The sequence below is a fragment of the Roseburia hominis genome, assembly GCA_040702975.1.
Lineage (GTDB): Bacteria > Bacillota > Clostridia > Lachnospirales > Lachnospiraceae > Allocoprococcus > Allocoprococcus hominis_A.
In genome coordinates this window covers 2,962,785-2,984,842 of the sequence record CP159990.1, presented here as the reverse complement: position 1 = coordinate 2,984,842, position 22,058 = coordinate 2,962,785, and the positions used below count along the sequence as shown (strand labels likewise).

Below are 22,058 nucleotides of genomic sequence, written 5' to 3'. Positions count from 1 at the left end.
GGGTGGTGTATGATGAAGGATGCGCGGAAAAGAGAACCACGATTTGGGGAGGCATTGTTTGCAGTTGCGCAGATGGCAGTTATAGTTGCGGTCGGATATATCGTTTTCCATGTGCGTATTGAGATCTTAATGATCTTGTCTGCTGTCGTAGCGGGCGTGGCTGCAAAACGGTTAGGCTATTCCTATCAGGATATGGAAAATGCGATTTGCGAGAAACTGATGAAGGCCACTCCGGCGGTATTAATCATCTGGATGATCGGGATCGTGATTGCTTCTTTCATATTCAGCGGCTCGATACCAATGGTCATATATTATGGGTTAAAATTATTGCATCCTCATTACATCTATGTATGCAGCTTTCTGGTCTGTGCAATACTTTCGACTGTGACAGGAACCTCATGGGGGTCGGCGGCAACCGGAGGCGTGGCGATGATGGGCGTGGCAGCAGGCTTTGGAGTTCCGCTGAATATCACTGCGGCGGCGGTCATATGCGGCGCGCTGGTGGGGGACAAACTGTCGCCGCTGTCCGAAACGACAAATCTGGCTCCGATGTGCTGTGGCACGGATATATACAGCCATATCAAATCCATGCTGTGGACGACGGTGCCGGCAAGCCTCCTCTCGCTGCTGTTATTCGGAATCAGTGGCCGGACACTTTCTGTCGCGGCTGACACCATGCCGGCTCTGGCGGCGGAAATGATAGATTCACTTGATAAAATCTACCATTGGAATCTGGTATTACTTGTGCCGTTTGTGATTCTCTTTTTAGGTGCGTTTTTGAAAATGCCTACGGTTCCGGTCATGATCGTCTCATCTGCGGCGGCGTTGTTCCTCGGCGGGGTGGTCCAGGGGTTTGATGTTGCAGCCGGAATCGATGGATGTGTAAATGGGTTTTCTATATCAGCGGTCTATGATGGCCAGGTTGCAGAATCGATCATGTCCCTGCTGAATAGAGGCGGGATGAAGTCCATGGCCGGTATTGTAATTGTCGTCTATTGCGGCTATGCGTATGCGGCGATTATTGATAAAGCGGGATTCTTGTCGACTGCGGCAAGGCCACTGCTAAGACGATGCAAAACAAGAGTATCCCTGGTGGGAAGTGCACTGCTCATTAATTTCCTGGTTGCGGCATGTGCAGGCTCATCCTATCCGGCATTTATCATTACCGGAGAAATGTTTACAGAGGAGTTTAAAAAGAAAGGGATGCCGCCATTTGTCCTTTCCAGGACACTTGAGGATTCCGGAACGATGTTGCTGCCGCTGGTTCCGTGGAGCGCAGCAGGGGCGTTTTATGTCGCGACTCTGGGGGTGGAAGTCTTTGGGACGAACGGATATGCGCTTTACAGTTTGAATACTTACGGGAATCCGATCATGGCGCTGCTCCTGGCGGCAGTCGGGATTGGGATGTATCAGACGAAGAGGAAGGAACAAGCAGATTGATGGATTTGGGGCTCCGGCAGATTTTGCCGGAGCCGAATTTTTAGTTGTAAAGCCTGTTTTTTGATGGTATTCTAGATTAAGATACGAAAATGGGAATGGTTCGGATTCCTAGGGCCATTTGAAAAGAATTGTAACGCATTTAAGGGGGAAATCATGGAATATCAAAGTATAGAAGAACAGATTGAACAGGAAATAAAGGATAAAATATTATCTGGTGAACTGGCGGAAAACACGCGGATCAGCGAACGTGAGATTTGCGAAGCATATAATGTGACGCGTCCTGCCGTCAGGATTGTTATTGATCGTCTGAAGAAAGAAAACTGGCTTTACGTTAAAGCAAAATCAGGAACCTATGTTGCGCCCATTGACAAGAAGACGATTGAGGAGTCCTTCCAGGTCCGGCTCATGGTCGAGCCCCAGATATTGATCTGGAATATGAATGAAATGACGGCGTCCGATATCGAACGAATGAAATATAATACCCAGCGGATGAGGGTGGCCGAGCATGAGGAATACGGTTATCGCGAACTGGACAATCATACGGTAATAAAAGAAAAGACCAAAAATGCGATAGTCGTAAACCTGCTGGATAATATGATGGCAAATATTCTCCGTATTACATCAAAGACCTCGGTCTCGGAAGAGAGAAGACTGGCAAGTATTAATGAATGGGAACGGATTATTTCCTGCATTGAGCGAAAAGAGGCTGACCAGGCCAGCCAGTATATGGTCTTACATTTGCTGAACACAGCGGATGAGTTCTGGCGGGATTATAATCGTTGCAACGGCGAAAATAAATAGCTGAGTCGGGGAGACGTAACGGCATGGTTAAAACTTTATTTCGGGATGAAGGGAAATCCCCGCCGGAAGTCCGCCGACGCTGTCTGTAAATATTCTAGTTCTAAAGGACATATTCTCTACATCTTTTTGCCACCCTTGTATTCCTCATGTGCAGATGCTAAAATCCAGTCAGTATCATTTACAAGTGACGAGGAGAAGAAAAATGGAAAAGAACGTATTATATCCTTCCATAGAGCGGATTTTGCAGGACGTAAAGGAGAAGCTGAAGGGGGACCTAAGGCTGTATAAGATGTTCCGGAATTGTTTTACGAATACCTTAAATACGACGGTGAGGCGGCCAAAAGATGGAACCACATACGTGATCACCGGGGATATTCCCGCCATGTGGCTGCGTGATTCGGTCGCCCAGCTTCGGCCCTACCTGATAGCGGCGAGGGAAGAAGAGGAGGTTGCGGACCTCCTGGTCGGTCTGGTAAAACGGCAGTTCCTGTATATAAACATTGACCCCTATGCAAATGCATTTAACGAGGAGGCAAGTGGAAACTGCTGGGAAAAGGATGAAACGGAAAGGAATGACTGGGTCTGGGAGCGGAAATATGAGATCGATTCCCTTTGTTATCCGATTCAGTTTGCCTATCTGCTTTGGAAAAACACCGGGCGTACAGACCAGTTTGACACCAGCTTCCGGAGAGGAGTGCCAAAAATCCTGCAAGTGTTTCGGACGGAGCAGTACCACGAGGAAGAGTCGGCGTACCGTTTCGTGAGAAAGAACACGTATTATACCGATACCTTATCCAGAGGAGGAAGGGGCGCGCTTGTCAGATCCGGAATCGGAATGACCTGGTCGGGATTTCGTCCCAGTGATGATGCATGTACTTATGGCTACCTTGTACCCTCCAATATGTTTGCGGTCGTGGCGCTGGGATATTTGGAAGAAATTGCGGAAGTCGTGCTAAGAGATGAGATGCTGAAAGCGGAGGCCGGGAAATTAAAGGAAGAAATCTATGAGGGGATCGAAACCTATGGTATCACGAGGAAGGAAGGCTTTGGAGAGGTCTATGCTTATGAGACGGACGGCTATGGACAGTATAACCTGATGGACGATGCAAATGTGCCGAGCCTTCTTTCTATGGAGTATCTCGGATACTGGGGGAAGAATCCGGAGGTTGCAAGGAATACAAGGAGGCTCATTCTAAGTGAGGCAAATCCCTATTACTATGAGGGTAGGTGCGCGGCGGGGATCGGAAGCCCTCATACTCCGGTGAAATATGTGTGGCATATCGCTCTTGCCATGGAGGGGCTGACTGCCAGGACGCCGGAAGAGAAGGAGGCAGTTCTGCACATCCTTTCCAGGACTGATGGGGGAAAAGGCCTGATGCATGAAGGATTTCATGTGGATGACCCGGAACAGTATACAAGAGAATGGTTTTCGTGGGCGAATGCAATGTTCAGTGAACTTGTACTTGACTACTGCGGCTATCGGATTTTGAGGTAAAGGCCTCAGAATCCGATAGCCGTTTTTCTATTTCACAATAGTTCTGCGAGTGAAATCCTTTTCTATACCGGTCATATGGAAACAATACATTTCCTAAAATTTTTCCATCAAATATAGAATTCTCTGAATTGAGATAAAATTCCCTGCGTAGTACGATAAAATCAGTACACCAGTAAAAAAGGGGATGTCCCGTAATGATCAGGTGAATATCGTAGGAGGATACTATGTTTTTAACGGACAGAAAATTAGAACGGCGGATTACTGAACTGGAAAAATACAGATACAGAGACATCATCGCCCTGAACGAATTTGCTGTGCAGGAAGATACGCAGGGCGTAGTAAATCCGGTGCTCCCGACTTCTTTTGAAGGCTGGGACACTTTGAGAGTGCAGGATACATGGAAAGGACGCGATCTGTACCTGTGGATGCACAAGGATATTGAGATTCCCTCCCAGTGGAAGGGCAGAAAAGTGGTGGGAGTTTTTGATTATGGAAATACCGGAGCGGGAAATAATGCGGGATTTGAGTCCATGGTCTATTTAAATGGCGAGATGTATCAGGCAGTAGATGCGAATCACAAAGAGGTGTTCTTTAACGATGCGCTCTGCGGCACGACGGCAGATGTGACCTTCCGTCTCTGGTCAGGTCTGGAAGGCGGCGGAGTTCCGACAGCGCAGGAGCATCGGATCGCCCGTGCGGATCTTGCGTGGCTGGATGAAAAAACAGATGATTTTTACTATATGGCATCTATGGTATGGCAGACGATCAGGGAACTGGACGAGTTTGATCCGATCCAGCATGAACTCAGAAAAGCACTGGATGGTGCTTGCCATCTGATCGACTGGTCCTATCCGGGAAGTGAAGAATTCTATGAATCCGTATATCAGGCGGACGAGTTCCTGAATGAGAAGATTGACGGAATGCACAAGGATTCTATGATAAATATCCGCTGCGTGGGTCATACACATATTGATATGGCGTGGCTTTGGAGGCTGAAACATACGAAGGAGAAAGGATCCCGTTCCTTCTCGACGGTCCTTCGCCTGATGGAAATGTACCCGGAATACATTTTCCTTCAGACACAGCCGCAGATTTACGAATATATGAAGGAAGAGTTCCCAAAGATCTACGCAAAGATCAAAGAGAAAGTAAAAGAGGGACGCTGGGAAGTGGACGGAGCGATGTGGGTGGAGGCTGACTGCAACCTGACAAGCGGTGAGTCCCTGACGAGGCAGATTCTGATCGGAAGCAAGTTCATCAAAGATGAGTTTGGCAAAGACGTAAAGTACCTCTGGCTGCCGGACGTGTTCGGCTATTCGTGGGCACTGCCGCAGATTCTGAAAAAAGCCGGAATCGACACCTTCATGACGACGAAAATAAGCTGGAACCAGTATAACCGTATGCCGCATGACACGTTCAAGTGGAAGGGAATCGACGGGAGCGAAGTGCTGACGCATTTTATCACCGCGCCGGAGCCGTGGAATGAGCCGGGGTCGTGGTTCTATACCTATAATGGAAAACTGCTCCCGAAGACGGTCAAAGGAACCTGGGACGCATACAGCGAAAAGCAGATGAATAAGGAACTTCTGATTGCCTATGGTTTTGGCGACGGAGGCGGCGGTGTAAACCGTGATATGCTGGAATACCGCAGGAGGATTGATAGGATTCCGGGACTGCCGCATCTGAAAACGTCCACAGCGGCAGAGTATTTCCGGAATCTGCAGGAAACGGTGAAAAATACTGATCAGTATGTGCATACCTGGGACGGAGAATTGTACCTGGAATACCACAGAGGCACGTATACCAGCCAGGGTTACAACAAGCGCATGAACCGGAAAATGGAGCTTCTCTACCGCAGGACAGAATGGCTGACAGTGATGGAAGCCCTGCAGGAAGGAAGTCTTGAGAGGGCCAGACAGGAGGAACTGACCAAAGGCTGGAAGCATATCCTGACTGACCAGTTCCATGATATCATCCCGGGTTCTTCGATCCATGAGGTATATGAGGATTCCAGAAAAGATTACGAATATATTGAATGTATTGCAAAGGAAGTAGAGGAAAAGGCTTACAAAGCGGTGCTCGAGGCAAAGGAAAATGCCTACACCGTATTTAACGCATCGGCCTGGAGGCTGGACCAGAATGTGGAGATCTTAAATGATGTGCCGGGAATCTACAAGGACGAGGAAGGCAATATCCTCACCTCTCAGACAGAAGAAGGTGTTACCTATGTAGAAGTAAAAGACGTACCGCAAATGGGGGCAAAGGTGATCTACTTTGAGCCTTTGGAGGCGGAACTCGCCGATCCCGTTTTTGAGGTGAACGGAAAGGATATCGACACACCGTTCTACCATATTGCCCTTAACAACTATGGTCAGATTACGAGACTTTACGATAAAACGTTTGAGCGCGATGTACTTCCGGAAGGGGAGCGGGCAAACGTGCTGCAGATGTTTGAGGATAAACCGATCGACAACGACGCGTGGGATATCGACATTTTCTATCAGCAGAAAATGCGCGAGATCACGGAGCTTACCGCATTTGAGGTGACGCAGATGGGGGCGCTTCAGATGACGATTCATATGGAATGGAAATACATGAGTTCCCTGATCCGGCAGGATCTGGTCCTGTACAGCAACAACCGGAGAATCGATTTCAGGACCAACGTGGATTACCATGAGCGCCAGCAGCTTCTGAAAGCGGCCTTCCCGGTAGACGTTCGTTCCACCTATGGAACCTTCGATGTCCAGTATGGCAATGTGAGACGGCCGAATCACTGGAACACAAGCTGGGATCAGGCAAGATTCGAGACGGTTGCGCATAGATGGGCTGATCTGTCGGAGAGAAATTATGGCGTCAGTATTTTAAATGACTGCAAATACGGTCACGATATCAAGGATAACGTGATGCGGATCACGCTTTTGAAGTCCGGGCTTCAGCCGGATCATCTGCAGGATCAGGGAATGCATGCCTTTACCTATTCCCTGCTTCCGCACGGCGGAGATTTTGTGGAAGGAAATGTGGTACAGGAGGCATTTGCCCTGAACGAGCCGATGCAGGCAGTAAAAGGAAAGAGCACTCTTGCTTATGAGAGTTTCCTTACATTTGACAACGAGCAGGTGGAGCTGGACGCAGTGAAGAAATCGGAAGACGGCAGGTATATCGTGATCCGATTCCATGAATTTGCAGGTTCCAGACAGAACGTGACGATGAAGACCGGATTTGATTTCAAAGCATGGGCCGAGAGCGATTTGAGAGAACGTCCGATCAGCACATTCTCTGAAAAGAAAGAGATTACCATGGAGCTACACGCATATGAGATCAAGACGCTTCTGATTGAATTATAGCTGGCCGGGATGAAGGTCCGCCGGACCTTCACTTAGGTATGTATGGCAATCGAATCTGTCCGGACGAAGGAACTTAAAGCCTTCGCCCGGGCAGGAAAGAACAGGAAAAGGGAGGATTCCGAAAATGTCCGAATTATTTAACATAGAGAGAGTATTGGGGTTCTGTGAAAAGGTATGGTATTTTTTTATAGTGAACCTGCTGTTCATAGGTTCCAATATTCCGGTGCTGCTGTTTTTGCTATTCGTCGGGGTACAGCAGATCGGGGAATGTCTCCCGCTTTTTCTGCTTAGCCTGCTTCCGATGGGCCCGGCGCTTGGCGCGGTGTTCTACACCATGAACCGGCTGATCCGGGGGACGGAGGGGCGTGTACTGCGGGATTATAAGAAGGGATATTGTTCGGATCTTAAGCAGAAGATCCTTCTGACAGCCGGACAGCTATTTGCCATACTGGTATTTTGGACCAATATCAGATTTTTCTCCTTACAGATTCCGGTGCTGCCGCTGGAAATTCTGTTCGTGATCCTGTTTGCTGTATCGGTGCTGATCACGCCGAACCTCTATATGCTGATCGCGCGGTATGAGATGAAGAATTTGCAGATTGTGCGGACTGCGTTGACCCTTCTGATCGCAAGACCGGTCGCGACCATCGGAAATATTGCGGCGTTGGCGGTCGTTTTGATGGCATATGAACTGGCCGCAGGGACGACTGTACTTTTTATGGGAAGTATTTATGGATTTCTTGTGATGTTCATGAACCAGGGTGTCTTAAGAAGTCTGGAACAGGAATAAGTCACATAGTGTTTGGGTGGAATGCTGCTGGGCACGGCATTCCATTTTTGCATTCCCTTTGGTATAATGGAGGTAATTGAAAATGGTGCGGATCTAAATGAGGAGAGGGAAATAAAAAGATATGGAAATCAGAAGTTCTAAACAATTATATAATAAACTGCTGCTGATCTATACGTCCATTATCATAGGAGTCGTGTCGGCGCTGGTGTTTTATTTTTTGTCCAGTACGAAGAATCGTTACCTGGAGGAGAATCTGGATTATACCAGGCTGATGAACGAGGAGGCAGTGGCCTATTTGGAGGGGGTTCAGGATACGGCCAGAGTGATTCATGAGAATTTGTACAAATCGAATACGGAGCTGGACGATCTTCTGCATTATCTGAACTGTGATGCGGAGCAGTATCAGCAGTATCGCCTGGACGCCTATATGAAAAGCAGTGACATTGAATATAAAGGAATGGATACCTTTGTCAAAGATATATTTGATACCTACAAGAATCTGAAGCGTGTGGCATTTTTTAGCTATGGCCAGGGCGAGCTCACTGCTTACAGCGGAAAACGGGAGCTCTATCGGGAGCATGCGGGGGAAGAAATCAGGGCACGGATCGAGAGCGGCAACCTGGCGGAGCCGGGAGGCTTTTCTTTCCTCAAGGAAATCCGCGACCCCTATACCATGCAGAGTGCCGGCTGTATGATCCTGACCTTTGACGGGGAGAGATTTGCGACGATTTGGCAGTATTATTCCCGGGCACAGATGCTGGTGTATAATGACAGTGCAGCGGTGATCTTCGCTTCGGCAGACCGTTTTGATATCAGGAAGATCATGGAAGCTGACAGACCGGAGGAAGTGGAAGAGGTGCTTGGAGCCTATGTGGAAGAAAAGGAAGTGGGATCCTACCATATTATCAGCTATCTGGACCGAAAAGAGGCGGCCAGGGTGCCGATGTCCCGTACCTGTATGATTATTGGCGTGGGAATCGTTCTTGCAGCAGCAGGGGAAATATTTGTCAGATGGTACTTAAAGAGGCTTGCGGGGCGTCTGAACCGGATTCTGAACGGAATGACGGAGGTCATGAGCGGAGATCTGAGGGTGCGGATTCCGGTGGACCGCAATGGAGATGAGCTGGACGTCATAGCCAAGCATTTTAATGAAATGTGCGGGAAGCTGGACGAGCATATCCAGAAGCGGTATCTTGCGGAGATTGAGCAGAAGAATGCGGAGATGGCAGCACTTCAAAGCCAGATCAATCCACATTTTCTGTACAATACACTGGAAGCGATTCGGATGAAGGCAGTCTGCAACGGCGACCGGGAAGTGGGAAAGATGCTGTACAGTATGGCGGTCACCTTCCGCAGTCAGATCAAGGAAGCAGATGTCATCACGATGGCACAGGAGCTTCACTATTGTAAAAAGTATCTGGAATTGTTTGAATACCGGTATCAGGGGCAGTTTCAGTCCAGCGTGGAATGCCCGAGAGAATATCTGACGGTTCCGATCATTAAATTTGTCATACAGCCGATCATTGAGAACTATTTTATCCATGGAATCCGCATGGGGGAGAAGGATAACCATATCCGCATTATAGTGGATCAGGTGGACGAGATATATCGGATGATCGTGGAAGATAACGGACGAGGTATGACAAGAGGGGAAATTGCGGCAAAAAATAAGGAATTGGAAGCAAATGAGATGAAAAAGAATGCCTCTATAGGAATTGCGAATGTAAACAGAAGAGTAAAGGCGGTTTATGGAAAGGAGTACGGGATCCGAATCGAGGAGAATCCGCAGGGAGGTCTGCGCGTCATCTTAAGATTCAGGCCGAATGAGGAGGAAGGTCAAGATGAAGAAAGTAATGATAGTGGAAGATGAGGAATTCATTCTGCAGGGAATCCGCAATATTCTGGATTGGGACTCCCTGGGACTTGAAGTAGCGCATATGGCGCGCAACGGGCAGGAAGCATTTGAAATGTGGCAGCAGGAGCCGGTAGATATCGTGATCACGGATTTGAGTATGCCGGTCATGGACGGGCTTACCCTCCTTAAAAAGATCCGCAGCCTGGAAGAAAGCGTGCGTTTCATTATTTTGACCGGATACGATGAATTTGAATATGCGAGAGAAGCGATTCGGCTGGAAGTGGAGAATTATATTTTAAAGCCGATCGACGAGGAAGAGCTGAAGCGCCAGCTTTGCGAGACGGCTGCCAAGATCGATGAGATGGCAAAGAAGAAGATCAAATATATCGATGAAAAGGCGGAATGGCTGCACTTTCTGAGCGGGAAGGTAAAGCGGGAGGAGTACGGGCTTTACGAGAGGCGTCTTGACTGTCATCTGGAAGAAGGCAGCTATCATGCAGCCATTATGAAATGGAGCATGGAAGGACTCAAAGAGAAGAAGATCGCGGATGTGATCGTGGGGCTTCGGAAGGCGGAAAGAGATCTCAGGGTCGTACATCTTCCGCCGGACAGCCTGCTTATGATCCTGAAGGATGAGGAATCTGGCGAGGGGCAGGTCCTGGAATATTTTATGAAGGTCCAGAGCCAGATCGAGAGCCATTTTAACGTCATGACCTTCATCTGTGTCGGACCGGGATTTCAAAGATTTGAAGAGCTTCCGGAAGTCTATAAGGCGGCCATGAAGCTCCAGAAATATCTGATCATTGAGGGCTATGGAAGCTGCATCAGTGCAGGGCAGATACGGGACAGAAAAAGTGAAGATGTGGATATCAATGAAAGTCAGCTAAGAAAGTTGATCCTTAAGAAAGAAAAAGAAGCGGCGGTGGACTATCTGGAGGACCTGTTCATCAATAATATACAAAGAGGGGCGGCGGTCGATACCTTGTATAAGATGGCAGTTAAAATCGCCATGCTTCTACAGGAGATCAAAAAAGAGTATAAGCTGGAGGAAAACGTGCGGCTTCATGACATGCCGGAGCTGATCGAGACGATCTACCAGGCGGATAATATCCTGGGATTAAAGACGGCGTTCATATCAGAAATTACGGAGATCATTACCAGTATGCATGAGGAGGACTCCCAGTATACTCCGGTAGTGCGCCAGATCATCGCCGAGGTGCAGCGGAATTATAAGGAGGATATGAACTTAAAAACACTGGCCTATAAGTATCACATGAACGCCTCTTACTTAGGACAGATCTTCCAGAAGGAGGTGGGCTGCTCCTTCGCCCAGTATTTGAGCAATACGAAGAACAGCATTGCCAAGGATCTTATTTTGAACACGAATATGAAGATCAATGATATAGCCAAGGAAGTCGGGTATCCGGACACGAGCTATTTTTACCGGAAATTTAAACAATGCTACGGAGTTTCTCCGGCGTCCTTGCGTGAAATGAAAAAATATTAGCAGAAATGAAGGGAAAATCGCGAGATAGGTAGCCTGGGATCTCGCGATTTTTCACAGATTCCCTAGAATTTGTACAATGAACCTAAAAGTTTTCAACTTTAAAGAAAAATTGCACAATGATATAGTGTATATAGACAAAATCGTACTGCAAATTGACCAGCCGGCGGGTCTCTTTGCGGTATAGGAAAGAGGGAGGTCTAAAGGTGAAAGCTAATACCCAAAAAGCGGCAAAATCGCCGAAAAACGGTTTTTTTGCACGCTTTAAAGCAAACAAGGAACTACTTGTTTTAAGTATCCCCGGAGCAGTTTGGTTTTTGTTCTTTGCATACCTGCCGTTATTCGGTATTCTGGTAGCATTTAAAAAGTTCAGACTGAGCGGCAACGGATTTTTCTATAACCTGTTCACAAGTGAAACGGTTGGATTTGACAACTTCAAGTTCCTGTTCAGCAGCGGCGATGCATGGATTATCGTAAGGAACACTGTTCTTTATAACTTCACATTCATTATTCTCGGTGTGGCAGTTCCGGTAGTGCTTGCTCTGCTCTTAAATGAAATCAAGAACAAAGGAATGATGAAGATCTATCAGAGTTCCATGTTCCTGCCGTACTTCCTGTCATGGGTAGTTGTAAGCTACTGCGTATTCGCATTCTTAAATCCGGAAAAAGGATATTTCAATGCGATCATTCAGCAGTTTGGCGGTCAGCCGATCTCATGGTATACAGAGAAGAAGTTCTGGCCATTTATCATCATCTTCATGAGCCAGTGGAAAGGTATGGGATATAATACGGTCGTATACCTGGCATCTATCTGCGGTATCGACAAAACCTATTACGAAGCAGCAGCACTTGACGGTGCAACGAAATGGCAGCAGATCAAATACATCACACTGCCGCTTCTGAAACCGGTCATCACAATCCTGCTCATCATGTCCGTCGGAGGAATCTTCAAGGCCGACTTCGGTCTGTTCTATCAGTTACCGAAGAACTCCGGTCCGCTGTATCCGGTGACGAACGTACTTGATACATACATCTTCCGTGCACTTAAGACCAGCGGCGAGATCGGAATGAGTTCGGCGGCAGCGTTGTTCCAGTCTACGGTAGGATTTGTCCTGATCATGATCGCAAATAAAATCGTATCAAAAATTGATAACGAAAACGCACTGTTCTAGAAAGAAGGTAAGATTGTGGCAACAGAACTTAATAAGGCGATGAGCCGAAGAAAAATGGAAAAGCGGATCAAAAAGATCGAAGCTGAAGAATGCAAATATAATCAGATCAAGAATTCCACGAATGTTTTATTCAATGTAATACTGGCAATCTTATCTCTGATCTGTGTGATCCCGTTCATCTTTGTCATCATCATTTCCCTGACAGATGAACAGTCACTGGTAATGAACGGCTACCGTTTCATTCCGGAAAAATTCAGCCTGTACGCGTATGAATACATCATAAGTGCAGGAGAAAGTATTATCAGGAGTTACGGCGTAACGATTCTGGTCACAGTGGTAGGAACGATCATCGGTCTTCTTCTGACCGGAACCTATGCCTATGCATTGTCCAGAAAATCATACGCCTATCGCAAATTCTTTACTACCGTCATCACGATTCCGATGCTGTTCAGCGGTGGTATGATCGCGAACTATTTGATCGTGACGAAGGTAATGATGCTCAAGGATTCCTTGTGGGCGCTGATTCTTCCGCTCTGCCTTAACTCCTTTAACATCATCGTCCTGCGGACATTCTTCAAGACGAGTATACCGGACGCCGTTGTAGAATCGGCGAAGATCGACGGAGCATCTGAGTGGAGACTTTTCTTCCAGATCGTAATCCCGATGGCACTTCCGGGACTTGCGACCATCGGTCTGTTCCTGACACTTGGTTACTGGAATGACTGGTTCAATGCGATGATGTACATGGACGATAAGAACATGATTCCGCTTCAGTATCTGTTGATTCAGATCGAAAGTTCCATCGACTGGCTGGCAAATAATAAAGCCATGATGGGTGTGGACGGTATTACGGCTGCGGCCAATATGCCGAAAGAGACGATTAAGATGGCGATCGTAGTAATTTCTACATTACCGATCATCTTTGCATATCCGTTCTTCCAGAGATATTTTGTAAATGGTCTGACGGTAGGTGCAGTAAAAGAGTAAACGAATTCAGGAGGGAAAAATTTATGAGACCAAAGGCATGGAAAAGGTTTGCTGCAGCAGGACTTGCGGTCATTATGGCAGCAGGACTCATTACAGGGTGCGGCAAAAAGAAGGCTGAGACAAACACGAAGGGCGAAGAAGTGGTAGAGCTCGTGTGGTGGCAGATCGGCGACGCGCAGAAGGACCAGGATAAGGTGCTTGAGAAAGTGAACGAGTACACCGCAGAAAAAATCGGCGTAAAGCTGAAGATCAACACGGCAGGCTGGGGAGATTACGATCAGAAGATGCAGGTCGTTATTAACACCGGTGACAGATGGGACCTGGCATTTACCTGTTCCTGGGCAAACAACTATCTTCAGAATGCGAACAAAGGTGCTTTCCTTGCGCTTGACGACTATATCAAGGACATGGATATGTATAAGAGTATCGACAAACGTTTCTGGGAAGCTGCAAAGGTAAAAGGAAAAACATACGGTGTTCCGAGTGAAAAAGAGATCGGTTCTATGCCGATGTGGGTATTCACAAAAGAATATGTAGACAAATATAATGTTCCGGTCGATGAGATCCACAGCCTGGAAGATCTGGAGCCGTGGCTCAAGCTGATCAAAGAGAATGAGCCGGACGTAGTACCGTTCTATCTGACAAGCGGATACTCTGCACCGATTTACATGGACCTGATCCAGAATCCGGTCGGTATCGAGTACGGTGATGAGACCCTTACTGTCAAGAACGTATTTGAGACAGATAAGATGAAATCTACACTGAAGACCATGAGAAAGTATTATACCGAAGGCTATATCAACAAAGACGCAGCGACTGCACAGGACGACAAGTCTCTCAAACGTTTTGTGACCAAAGGAGATGGACAGCCATACGCCGAGCTGACATGGGGAAAAGACCTTGGATATGAGGTAGTGACTTCTCCGATCATGGATACCTACGTGACCAATCTTTCCGCACGTGGCGCTCTGACAGCAGTCAATGCACAGACCGAATATCCGGAAAAAGCAGTGGAGCTTCTGAACCTGATCAACACAGACGAATACCTCAGAAACCTTCTGAACTACGGTATCGAGGGCGTACACTGGGATAAGGTAGAAATACCGGCAGATGAAGCTGCACAAGCAGAAGGAAAACCGTACGTATATGACAACAAGATCAAGCTGAATGAAGCGACAAGAAAAGATTACTCTGTTTCCTACTGGGTACAGGGAGGACTGTTCAACACTTATGTATTGGAGAACGAGCCGGTTGACAAATGGGCAACCTTCAAAGAGTTCAACGACTCCTCTGTTGATGCGCCGTCCTTCGGATTCGACTTTGACCTTGAGCCGGTAAGCACAGAAGTGGCAGGTTTTGGAAATGTAATGGACGAGTTTGGTAAATCTCTTTATACAGGTAGCGTAGATCCTGATGAATATTTGCCAAAACTGCAGGAGAAGCTGAAAGCGACAGGCATTGACAAAGTAATTGAGGAAATGCAGAGACAGATTGATGAGTGGAAAGCATCAAAATAATCGCAGACAGTAAAACACGGGCACTCTTATAGAAGGGTGCCCTTTTTGAAGAGAAGGAATAGAAAAATGCAGAGCAGGAAGAAGGAATTATTAAGCCGTGTAGGCAGTATGCAGCAGCTTATGTATGTGCGTCCATTGAAATATGAAGAGGGAAGAGCCGAAGGCATGAAGGCGTACGAGGTGAAAAACGGACCGCTTGCGTTTACGGTGCTGGCCGACAAGTGTTTGGATATCACGGACGTGTCTTTTATGGGCTGCAACATGAATTTCCTGTCAAAACCGGGACTGATGGGGAGAAATCATTTTGACACCAATGGAGATGAGGCGCTTCGTAGTATCATGGGAGGTATGCTTTTTACCTGCGGTCTGGAAAATATTTGTGCCCCCTGTCAGGCGGACGGGAAGGATTACCCGATGCATGGGCGGATACGGACGACGCCGGCAGAGCATGTCAGTGCCGATGCCAAGTGGAACGGCGAAGAGTATGAGGCAGTGCTTTCAGGAGAGATGCGGGAGGCAGAGCTTTTCGGTGAGAATCTTGTTTTTAGGAGGCGCATCGAGACACAATATGGAAAGAATCAGATCCATATTGTAGATGAGGTTACCAATGAAGGCTTCCGCGCGGAGCCGATGATGCTTCTCTATCATATGAATGTGGGCTACCCGCTCCTGTGTGAGAAAAGTGAGATCCTGCTTCCGACAAGGAAGGTGACGGCAAGAGATGCTGCGGCCGAAGGGCATACGGGCAACTGGAACCATATGGAAAGTCCCAGGGACGGCGAGACGGAATATGTATTTCTGCACGAGCTGGCAGCCGACGAGGAGGGAAATACCTTTGCCGCGGTGATCAATGAAGCGCTGGGAATCGGGCTGAAAATAGAGTTCAACCAGAGGAATCTGCCGTATTTTATGCAGTGGAAATCCATCGCTTCGGGGGATTATGTGGTAGGACTGGAGCCTGCGAACTCCAGCGTTTATGGAAGGCTGTATCACATGAAGCAGGATACCCTTCACACCATTGACGCCTTTGAGACGGAGCAGATGGAGCTGACCCTCACGTTTCTTCAGGGAGCAGAATTACAGGAAGTAAAAAAAGAAGTAAAAAAACTGTTGGCAGGAGAAAGTCCCTGCGTTAAGATAAAAGGAAAATGATGAAAACGTCATTCGCGTTCTGATAGAAAAGAAAAAAGGAGATTACAGGTTATGAAACGTTCAAAAATCAATGCAGAAATTAAACATATGGAACAGCTAATCAGGGAGCACGGTTTTGAGATTCCGCCGTTCTGCAAATGGACGGCAGAGGAATGGAAGGCCAAAGGAGCAGAGTACAATGAGATCCGCGATAACATGCTGGGGTGGGACATTACAGACTATGGCCTCGGTAAATTCGACGAGGTAGGATTCTCTCTGATTACGATCCGTAATGGAAATCTGAAGATGGATAAGTATACGAAGACCTATGCGGAGAAGCTACTGGTGGTAAAGGAAGGCCAGATGGCGCCGATGCATTTCCACTGGAACAAGATGGAGGATATTATCAACCGCGGCGGCGGAAATGTGTTGATCACCGTATACAATTCTACTCCGGAAGGGGAGTTTGCGGATACAGACGTAACGGTAAACTGTGACGGACGCGAATTTACGGTACCGGCCGGAAGTCAGGTAAAATTAACTCCGGGTGAAAGTATTACCATCTATCCGTACATGTACCACGATTTCCATGTGGAAGAAGGAAGCGGAGATGTACTGCTTGGCGAGGTTTCCATGTGCAACGATGATGAGAATGATAACCGTTTCTATGAGCCGATCGGCCGTTTCCCGGAAATCGAAGAGGACGAGGCACCGTACCGGTTACTGTGCAATGAATATCCAAAGGCAGAATAAGGGGGAACTTGCATGATACAGCAGTGGATAGGTAAGCACTGGAAGATGAAGCGTGCCGGGGAGGAGCATCAGGCGGCAGTCGTGCCGGGAACGGTGTATACCGACCTTTTGAGGAACGGCAATATGGAGGACCCTTTCTGGAAGGACAATGAGATTCAGGCACTGGCGCTCATGGAAGATGACTATGAGTATACCTGTGTATTTGACTGTGAAGAGGCGCTGATGGGAAGCGACAGGATTTTGCTTCGCTTTGACGGAATCGATACCATCGCGGACATCTATGTGAATGACAAAAAGGTGGGAGAGGCCTTCAATATGCACCGCATCTGGGAATACGATGTGACAGATGTGGTAAGACAAGAAGGAAATTTGCTTCGCGTCGTGCTGCATTCTCCGACCCGTTTTATCAGAGAAGAGTTTGAAAAATGCCGTACCCTGGGTTCCGAGGACGCCATGGACGGGTTCGTACACATGAGAAAAGCGCATTGTATGTTCGGCTGGGACTGGGGGGCACACCTTCCGGACGCCGGAATTTTCCGTCAGGTCTCTCTGCTTGGAATCACCAAAGCACGGATCGACAGTGTTTATATCCGGCAGGAGCATAAGGAGGGCGAGGTAGACCTCTGCTTTAAGGTGGAGGAAGAGCAGTTTGCGGACGCAGCGCTTTCTTATGAAGTGGAGATCACGGACCCGGAGGGAAACCTTCATTTTTATCAGGGTTCGCCGGAAAAGATCAAGGTCAAAGATCCTCTGCTCTGGTGGCCGAACGGATACGGCAGCCAGCCGCTCTACAAGGTGAAGGTAACGCTGTACGCAGATGAAATGGCGGTGGATACCTGGGAGAGACGTATCGGGCTTCGCACGATGACCATGAAAATCGAGAAGGACGAGTGGGGAGAGAGCTTTGCGCATGAGGTGAACGGGACGGCGATTTTCGCTATGGGAGCGGATTATATCCCGGAGGATCACCTGCTTGGCAGAGTTACGCCCCAGAGGACGAGAAAACTCCTAGAGCAGTGCGTCTTGGCAAATTACAATACGGTGCGCGTGTGGGGCGGCGGTTATTATCCCGACGACTGGTTCTATGATATCTGCGACGAGCTGGGCCTTATCGTGTGGCAGGACTTCATGTTCGCCTGTGCAGTTTACGAGCTGACCCCTGCGTTCAAGGCAAATATCCGTCAGGAATTTATAGATAATGTGAAACGGCTGCGTCATCATGCATCCTTAGGCTTGTGGTGCGGGAACAATGAGATGGAAATGTTCGTGGGGGACGGCCACCACTGGGTGACAAAGAAAACGGAGGTACGTGATTACATCATCATGTATGAACAGTTGATCCCCGAGGTGCTCTTAGAGTATGACCCGCAGACCTTCTACTGGCCGGCAAGTCCGTCCTCCGGCGGCTCCTTTGATGAGCCGAACAGTCCAGGCCGGGGCGATGTGCATTACTGGGACGTATGGCACGGCAATAAGCCGTTCTCCGAATACCGGAAATTCTTTTTCCGCTATGCGTCGGAATTCGGGTTCCAGTCTTTCCCGAGCAGGAAGACGGTCGAGACTTTTACCGACGATCCGAAGGATATGAATATTTTTTCCTATGTGATGGAAAAGCATCAAAGACAGTATGGCGCCAACGGGAAGATCATGAATTATCTGCAGCAGACCTACCTGTATCCCACCAGCTTTGATACTCTTCTTTATGCGTCACAGCTTCTTCAGGCAGATGCAATCCGCTATGGAGTGGAGCATTTCCGGAGAAACAGAGGCCGCTGTATGGGAGCGATCGTATGGCAGCTCAACGACTGCTGGCCGGTCACCTCGTGGGCGTCCATTGATTACTGCGGACGCTGGAAGGCATTGCATTATGCGGAAAAACGGTTCTTTGCACCGCTGCTTCTTTCCTGCCAGGAAGAGGGAATGATGACGGTAGAAGCTGACATGAACCGGGAACACTTTGAATTTGAGAAATCCATTCGCCTGAATGTGGCAAATGAGACGATGCAGGAAGAAACCGTGCAGGTATCCTGGGCGGTGCGAAATGCAAGGGCAGAGATTTTAAGAAACGGCGGTACGCAGGAGATCAGGGTGCCTGCGCTTAGCAGTGTGTGGCTTGACAAGGTGCTGCTTCCCGAGGTGGATATCTTTTCGGAATATGTGAGCTACGAGATGACCCGGAATGGCGAAGTCCTTTCCGAAGGAACGGTAATCTTCTCTTACCCGAAGTATTTCCGGTACGAGGATCCCGGGCTTTCTTATCGGATTGAAGGCGATGAGATTGTCGTGTCCGCGAAAGCGTATGCAAAAAGCGTGGAGATTCTAAACGAAAATGAAGATTTGATCCTGTCAGACAATTATTTTGACTTGAACGGAAATGAAAAGAGAGTCAGGGTGCTGTCAGGGGAAATCAAAGGAATCAGGCTTAGAAGTGTATATGATATACGATAAAAATAGAATGTGCTTTCGCACTTTCCTTTGACGTAAAAAAGAAGGGCACCCTATCTGGGTGCCCTGAGTGATTCTAAAAACGGTGTTAATAATTCTTTTCCATATTGAAAGAGCGAGTGCTGCCCCCGCTGCAGACACCAGCTATATGTCGTGCCGATCTGAAAACTGGAAATCATATTGGAGAGTTCTGTGTAGGAGTGAGGAGAGATGATCTCTCCTTTTTCTATGCCTTCTTTTGTGATGGAGCGCAGAATCTGATAATACTGTCTGTCCGGGTTCAGGATATGGCGGGTGCCGGTGGTGGAGACCTGGAGCCCGTAAAGCAGCGAATACAGAGAACGATACGGGGAATCCTCCAAAGCCTTAAAGATATAATCATTGAAAGAAATCAGTTTGTCGACCGCGTGCAAATCCTTCGGACAGGCGTCGACCCAGTCCTGATAGCGCAGGTCATAAGTATAGGCCACGCTGAAAAGCAGTTCGTCCTTTCCACGGAAATGATGGTAAAAGGCGCTGCGGGAGGTGCCGGACCTCTCGATGATCTGGGAAATGGTGGTCTCTTCGTAGCCCTGGGCGAGAAATAGCTCCCAGGCGGTCTCCTGTATTTTCGTTTTTGCACTTTTTTTGGTGGACGGTTTCATAATTATAATTCCTCTTTACTTATCTATATTAAAAAACCTCAAATCCGCTCATTTTCCTCAAAAATGGCTGCTTTTCGGTGTTTTGCAGGTCCTACAGTCAGTTGGTATGCAAGCATGTCATACATATCTTTTGACTCGGATATCCATATGAGTAGTGTACCATAAAATGAGAAGGGTTTTCAATTATTATTATGTTTTACTCAAGTTGAAAGAACTTATAGAAAAAATTATATTGTTCGCAGGCGTTCCTTCGGTGAAGTGTGCTGTTGAAAAGAAAATGAGCAATAATTACTTTACTGAGATACAGTGATAAAGCGGAGAAAATGATTGCGATATGAGTTAGGTTGTGCTAAAATGATGCCATAAGTTAAAAAAGAGAACGCAGTACGGAATGTAATGCTGTATCAAATACGGTATGCATTCCTAAACGGGGTGTACATTGTTACTGCAGCTTTAAAGGAGAACACTATGAAAAGATTGAGACTGGAGACGGGGATAGACAGGCAAAGGGTGTGCTATGCGGTGGAGGCGGCGCTGCTTCTTGGATTTCAGTCTGAGACGGCAAAGTTTCCCGTGATCGCAGAAGACGGGGAGATTCGAATTCCGGAAAGTGATGAGGAGCTTCGGGCACTTTGGATGCAGCATGAGGCACCGGTACCGGAAGGGTATCAGGCGGCTCACCATGGCTGCCAGGCATGCTTAATTGGAGATCCGACAGATTCTCATCATGGCTACCAGGCAGACTTAGGTGAAGAGATGTTCGATCTGGATTTCCGGGAAAAGAAAGGCCTGGAGTGTATGTTCGGAAAAGGGCCGTTTTTGAAGGACGAAGATCAGGATCTGTTTCCGGATAAGCTGGATGTGAAGCTGATACTGCCAGATAAGATAGATGATTCCATGCTGATCGCGGCTTGCAATCTGGCGTATCGGTTCGGAATGGAGACCACGGCTTATGAGGGAAGGCTGGTAGCGGACGAGGGCTACTGTGGAAATGCAGTCGTTCTCGAGTATGCGAAGTGTACGGAGCTGGCTCTTGTGGAAACGAAAGATGCCGTTCACGCCGTGATGCAAGGAGAAGGGAAGGATCTGGAAGCATTTTCTGCACAGATTTGCGAGAAATTCCCGAAGATGGGCGAGTGGAAGACCTGGCGGGACATTCTGATGGAGATGACGGATGATTTTATCCTGCGCGGGGCGGATGGACAGCTCGCATATCTGGCGGCTTGGGAAGAGGAGAATCCGGGCGGTGTCTGTGAGGTCTATGGCTCGCCGGAGATCACGAAGGAGCAGAAAGAGCATTTCCCGGAGCATGTGTTTCACAATTACAAATCCGGAAAGAAAATTTATGAAAAGATTTATGAGCTTCCCTGGGAAGTAGAGAATTTTGAACAGATATTGGAAGAAAAGGTATATCCGCTGCTGCGGGAAGGCGATACGGTCCAGGTATCCGGCGCCTTAAGTGAAGACCGAAGGATTCGGGAGGATCTGGAAGAAAGAATTCTCTCTGCGGTCAAAGACCGGGGAGCGGATCTTATAAAGACGCAGATTCTCTGTGCCTATAAACAAGGCTTTTCCTGGATCGACGAGGTTGTGATTCCGGCGGCCAGGGAAGCCGGATCAGAACGGATTGAGATTTATTTTAAGCCATTCTTGCCGGAAGGACAGACAGAATGGGTAGATGAGAACGGGGCAACTCCTTCTTATCATAATGTGAAGGCGAATGACCCGGATAAATGGTATGACCTGCCGATTCGGTATTTGCAGGAGTTGTACCCGATCGAGGATATTCTGGTGCGCGAGTTACATATTGCGAGAGAGCAGGTGGTATTTCTGCCATATGAGGGAGAAGAGGAGCTGACCTATCTCTGCAAATGCTGGAGAGCAGGAGAACTCTGTTATGAGGGAAATTATCTGGCGCATTGTTCAGAGCGTCCCTATCTGGATTCCTGTCCGGAGCTGGGAAAGGTGCACCCTGCGACCGGTTATCTGGAAGTGCAGGTTAATGGCGAAACGATCGTAAGCCAGAAGGTCAGGACTGATCTGGAGGAGATCTGGGATGTATACCAGAGTAAGGTCCTGCCGGATGTCCGTTCCTATGTGGAGGAAAAGACGGGCCAAGACTTAAGAGCCGGGCAGGCAGCCGTTTTTCCATGAACTGCTTCTCGATGTGACGGTCAGCG

General features: G+C 47.9%; 15 protein-coding genes. 14 read left to right on the top strand and 1 reads right to left on the bottom strand.

The window, feature by feature from the left end; all coding sequences use genetic code 11:
* Positions 1 to 9 precede the first annotated feature (9 nt).
* From nhaC to ABXS75_13790, 13 genes are all read left to right on the top strand, one after another.
* A complete protein-coding gene (nhaC, locus tag ABXS75_13850) occupies positions 10 to 1,440 on the top strand; it encodes a Na+/H+ antiporter NhaC (protein XCP84145.1) in 1,431 nt (476 codons plus the stop codon).
* 153 nt (positions 1,441 to 1,593) lie between these two features.
* Positions 1,594 to 2,241, top strand: a complete 648-nt coding sequence (locus tag ABXS75_13845) for a GntR family transcriptional regulator (protein ID XCP84144.1) — start codon at positions 1,594 to 1,596, stop codon at positions 2,239 to 2,241.
* Between the two features lie 202 nt (positions 2,242 to 2,443).
* Positions 2,444 to 3,736, top strand: a complete 1,293-nt coding sequence (locus ABXS75_13840; GenBank protein XCP84143.1) for a glycoside hydrolase family 125 protein — start codon at positions 2,444 to 2,446, stop codon at positions 3,734 to 3,736.
* Between the two features lie 224 nt (positions 3,737 to 3,960).
* Positions 3,961 to 7,080: an alpha-mannosidase gene (locus ABXS75_13835; GenBank protein ID XCP84142.1), complete on the top strand. Its 3,120-nt coding sequence runs from the start codon at positions 3,961 to 3,963 to the stop codon at positions 7,078 to 7,080.
* Positions 7,081 to 7,204: 124 nt separating this feature from the next.
* A complete protein-coding gene (locus ABXS75_13830) occupies positions 7,205 to 7,870 on the top strand; it encodes a DUF624 domain-containing protein (GenBank protein ID XCP84141.1) in 666 nt (221 codons plus the stop codon).
* Between the two features lie 121 nt (positions 7,871 to 7,991).
* Positions 7,992 to 9,740 carry a histidine kinase gene (locus ABXS75_13825; GenBank protein XCP84140.1) on the top strand — a complete coding sequence of 583 codons (1,749 nt, stop codon included), beginning with the start codon at positions 7,992 to 7,994 and terminating at the stop codon, positions 9,738 to 9,740.
* Complete coding sequence (locus ABXS75_13820; protein XCP84139.1) at positions 9,712 to 11,232, top strand: response regulator; 1,521 nt, start codon at positions 9,712 to 9,714, stop codon at positions 11,230 to 11,232. The genes ABXS75_13825 and ABXS75_13820 overlap by 29 nt, the downstream gene beginning before the upstream one ends.
* Positions 11,233 to 11,435: 203 nt before the next feature.
* On the top strand, positions 11,436 to 12,401 hold the full coding sequence (locus tag ABXS75_13815) for an ABC transporter permease subunit (GenBank protein XCP84138.1): 966 nt from the start codon (positions 11,436 to 11,438) through the stop codon (positions 12,399 to 12,401).
* Between the two features lie 39 nt (positions 12,402 to 12,440).
* The gene (locus ABXS75_13810; GenBank protein XCP87156.1) at positions 12,441 to 13,388 is read left to right on the top strand and encodes a carbohydrate ABC transporter permease; all 948 of its coding nucleotides are present in this window, start codon (positions 12,441 to 12,443) and stop codon (positions 13,386 to 13,388) included.
* Positions 13,389 to 13,411: 23 nt separating this feature from the next.
* Positions 13,412 to 14,905: an ABC transporter substrate-binding protein gene (locus ABXS75_13805; protein ID XCP84137.1), complete on the top strand. Its 1,494-nt coding sequence runs from the start codon at positions 13,412 to 13,414 to the stop codon at positions 14,903 to 14,905.
* 66 nt (positions 14,906 to 14,971) lie between these two features.
* Positions 14,972 to 16,057 (top strand): aldose 1-epimerase family protein, encoded by a 1,086-nt coding sequence (locus tag ABXS75_13800; protein XCP84136.1) that lies wholly within the window; start codon positions 14,972 to 14,974, stop codon positions 16,055 to 16,057.
* A gap of 51 nt (positions 16,058 to 16,108) precedes the next feature.
* Positions 16,109 to 16,789: a D-lyxose/D-mannose family sugar isomerase gene (locus tag ABXS75_13795; GenBank protein XCP84135.1), complete on the top strand. Its 681-nt coding sequence runs from the start codon at positions 16,109 to 16,111 to the stop codon at positions 16,787 to 16,789.
* Positions 16,790 to 16,801: 12 nt separating this feature from the next.
* Complete coding sequence (locus ABXS75_13790) at positions 16,802 to 19,237, top strand: glycoside hydrolase family 2 protein (protein XCP84134.1); 2,436 nt, start codon at positions 16,802 to 16,804, stop codon at positions 19,235 to 19,237.
* 50 nt (positions 19,238 to 19,287) lie between these two features.
* On the opposite strand, the gene ABXS75_13785 is transcribed toward ABXS75_13790, so the two are convergent.
* A complete protein-coding gene (locus tag ABXS75_13785) occupies positions 19,288 to 19,878 on the bottom strand; it encodes a TetR/AcrR family transcriptional regulator (GenBank protein XCP84133.1) in 591 nt (196 codons plus the stop codon).
* 468 nt (positions 19,879 to 20,346) lie between these two features.
* Here ABXS75_13785 and ABXS75_13780 point away from each other — a divergent pair, with 468 nt between their 5' ends.
* Entirely contained in the window at positions 20,347 to 22,032 is a 1,686-nt protein-coding gene (locus tag ABXS75_13780) for a hypothetical protein (protein ID XCP84132.1), read from the top strand.
* The last annotated feature ends 26 nt before the right edge of the window (positions 22,033 to 22,058 follow it).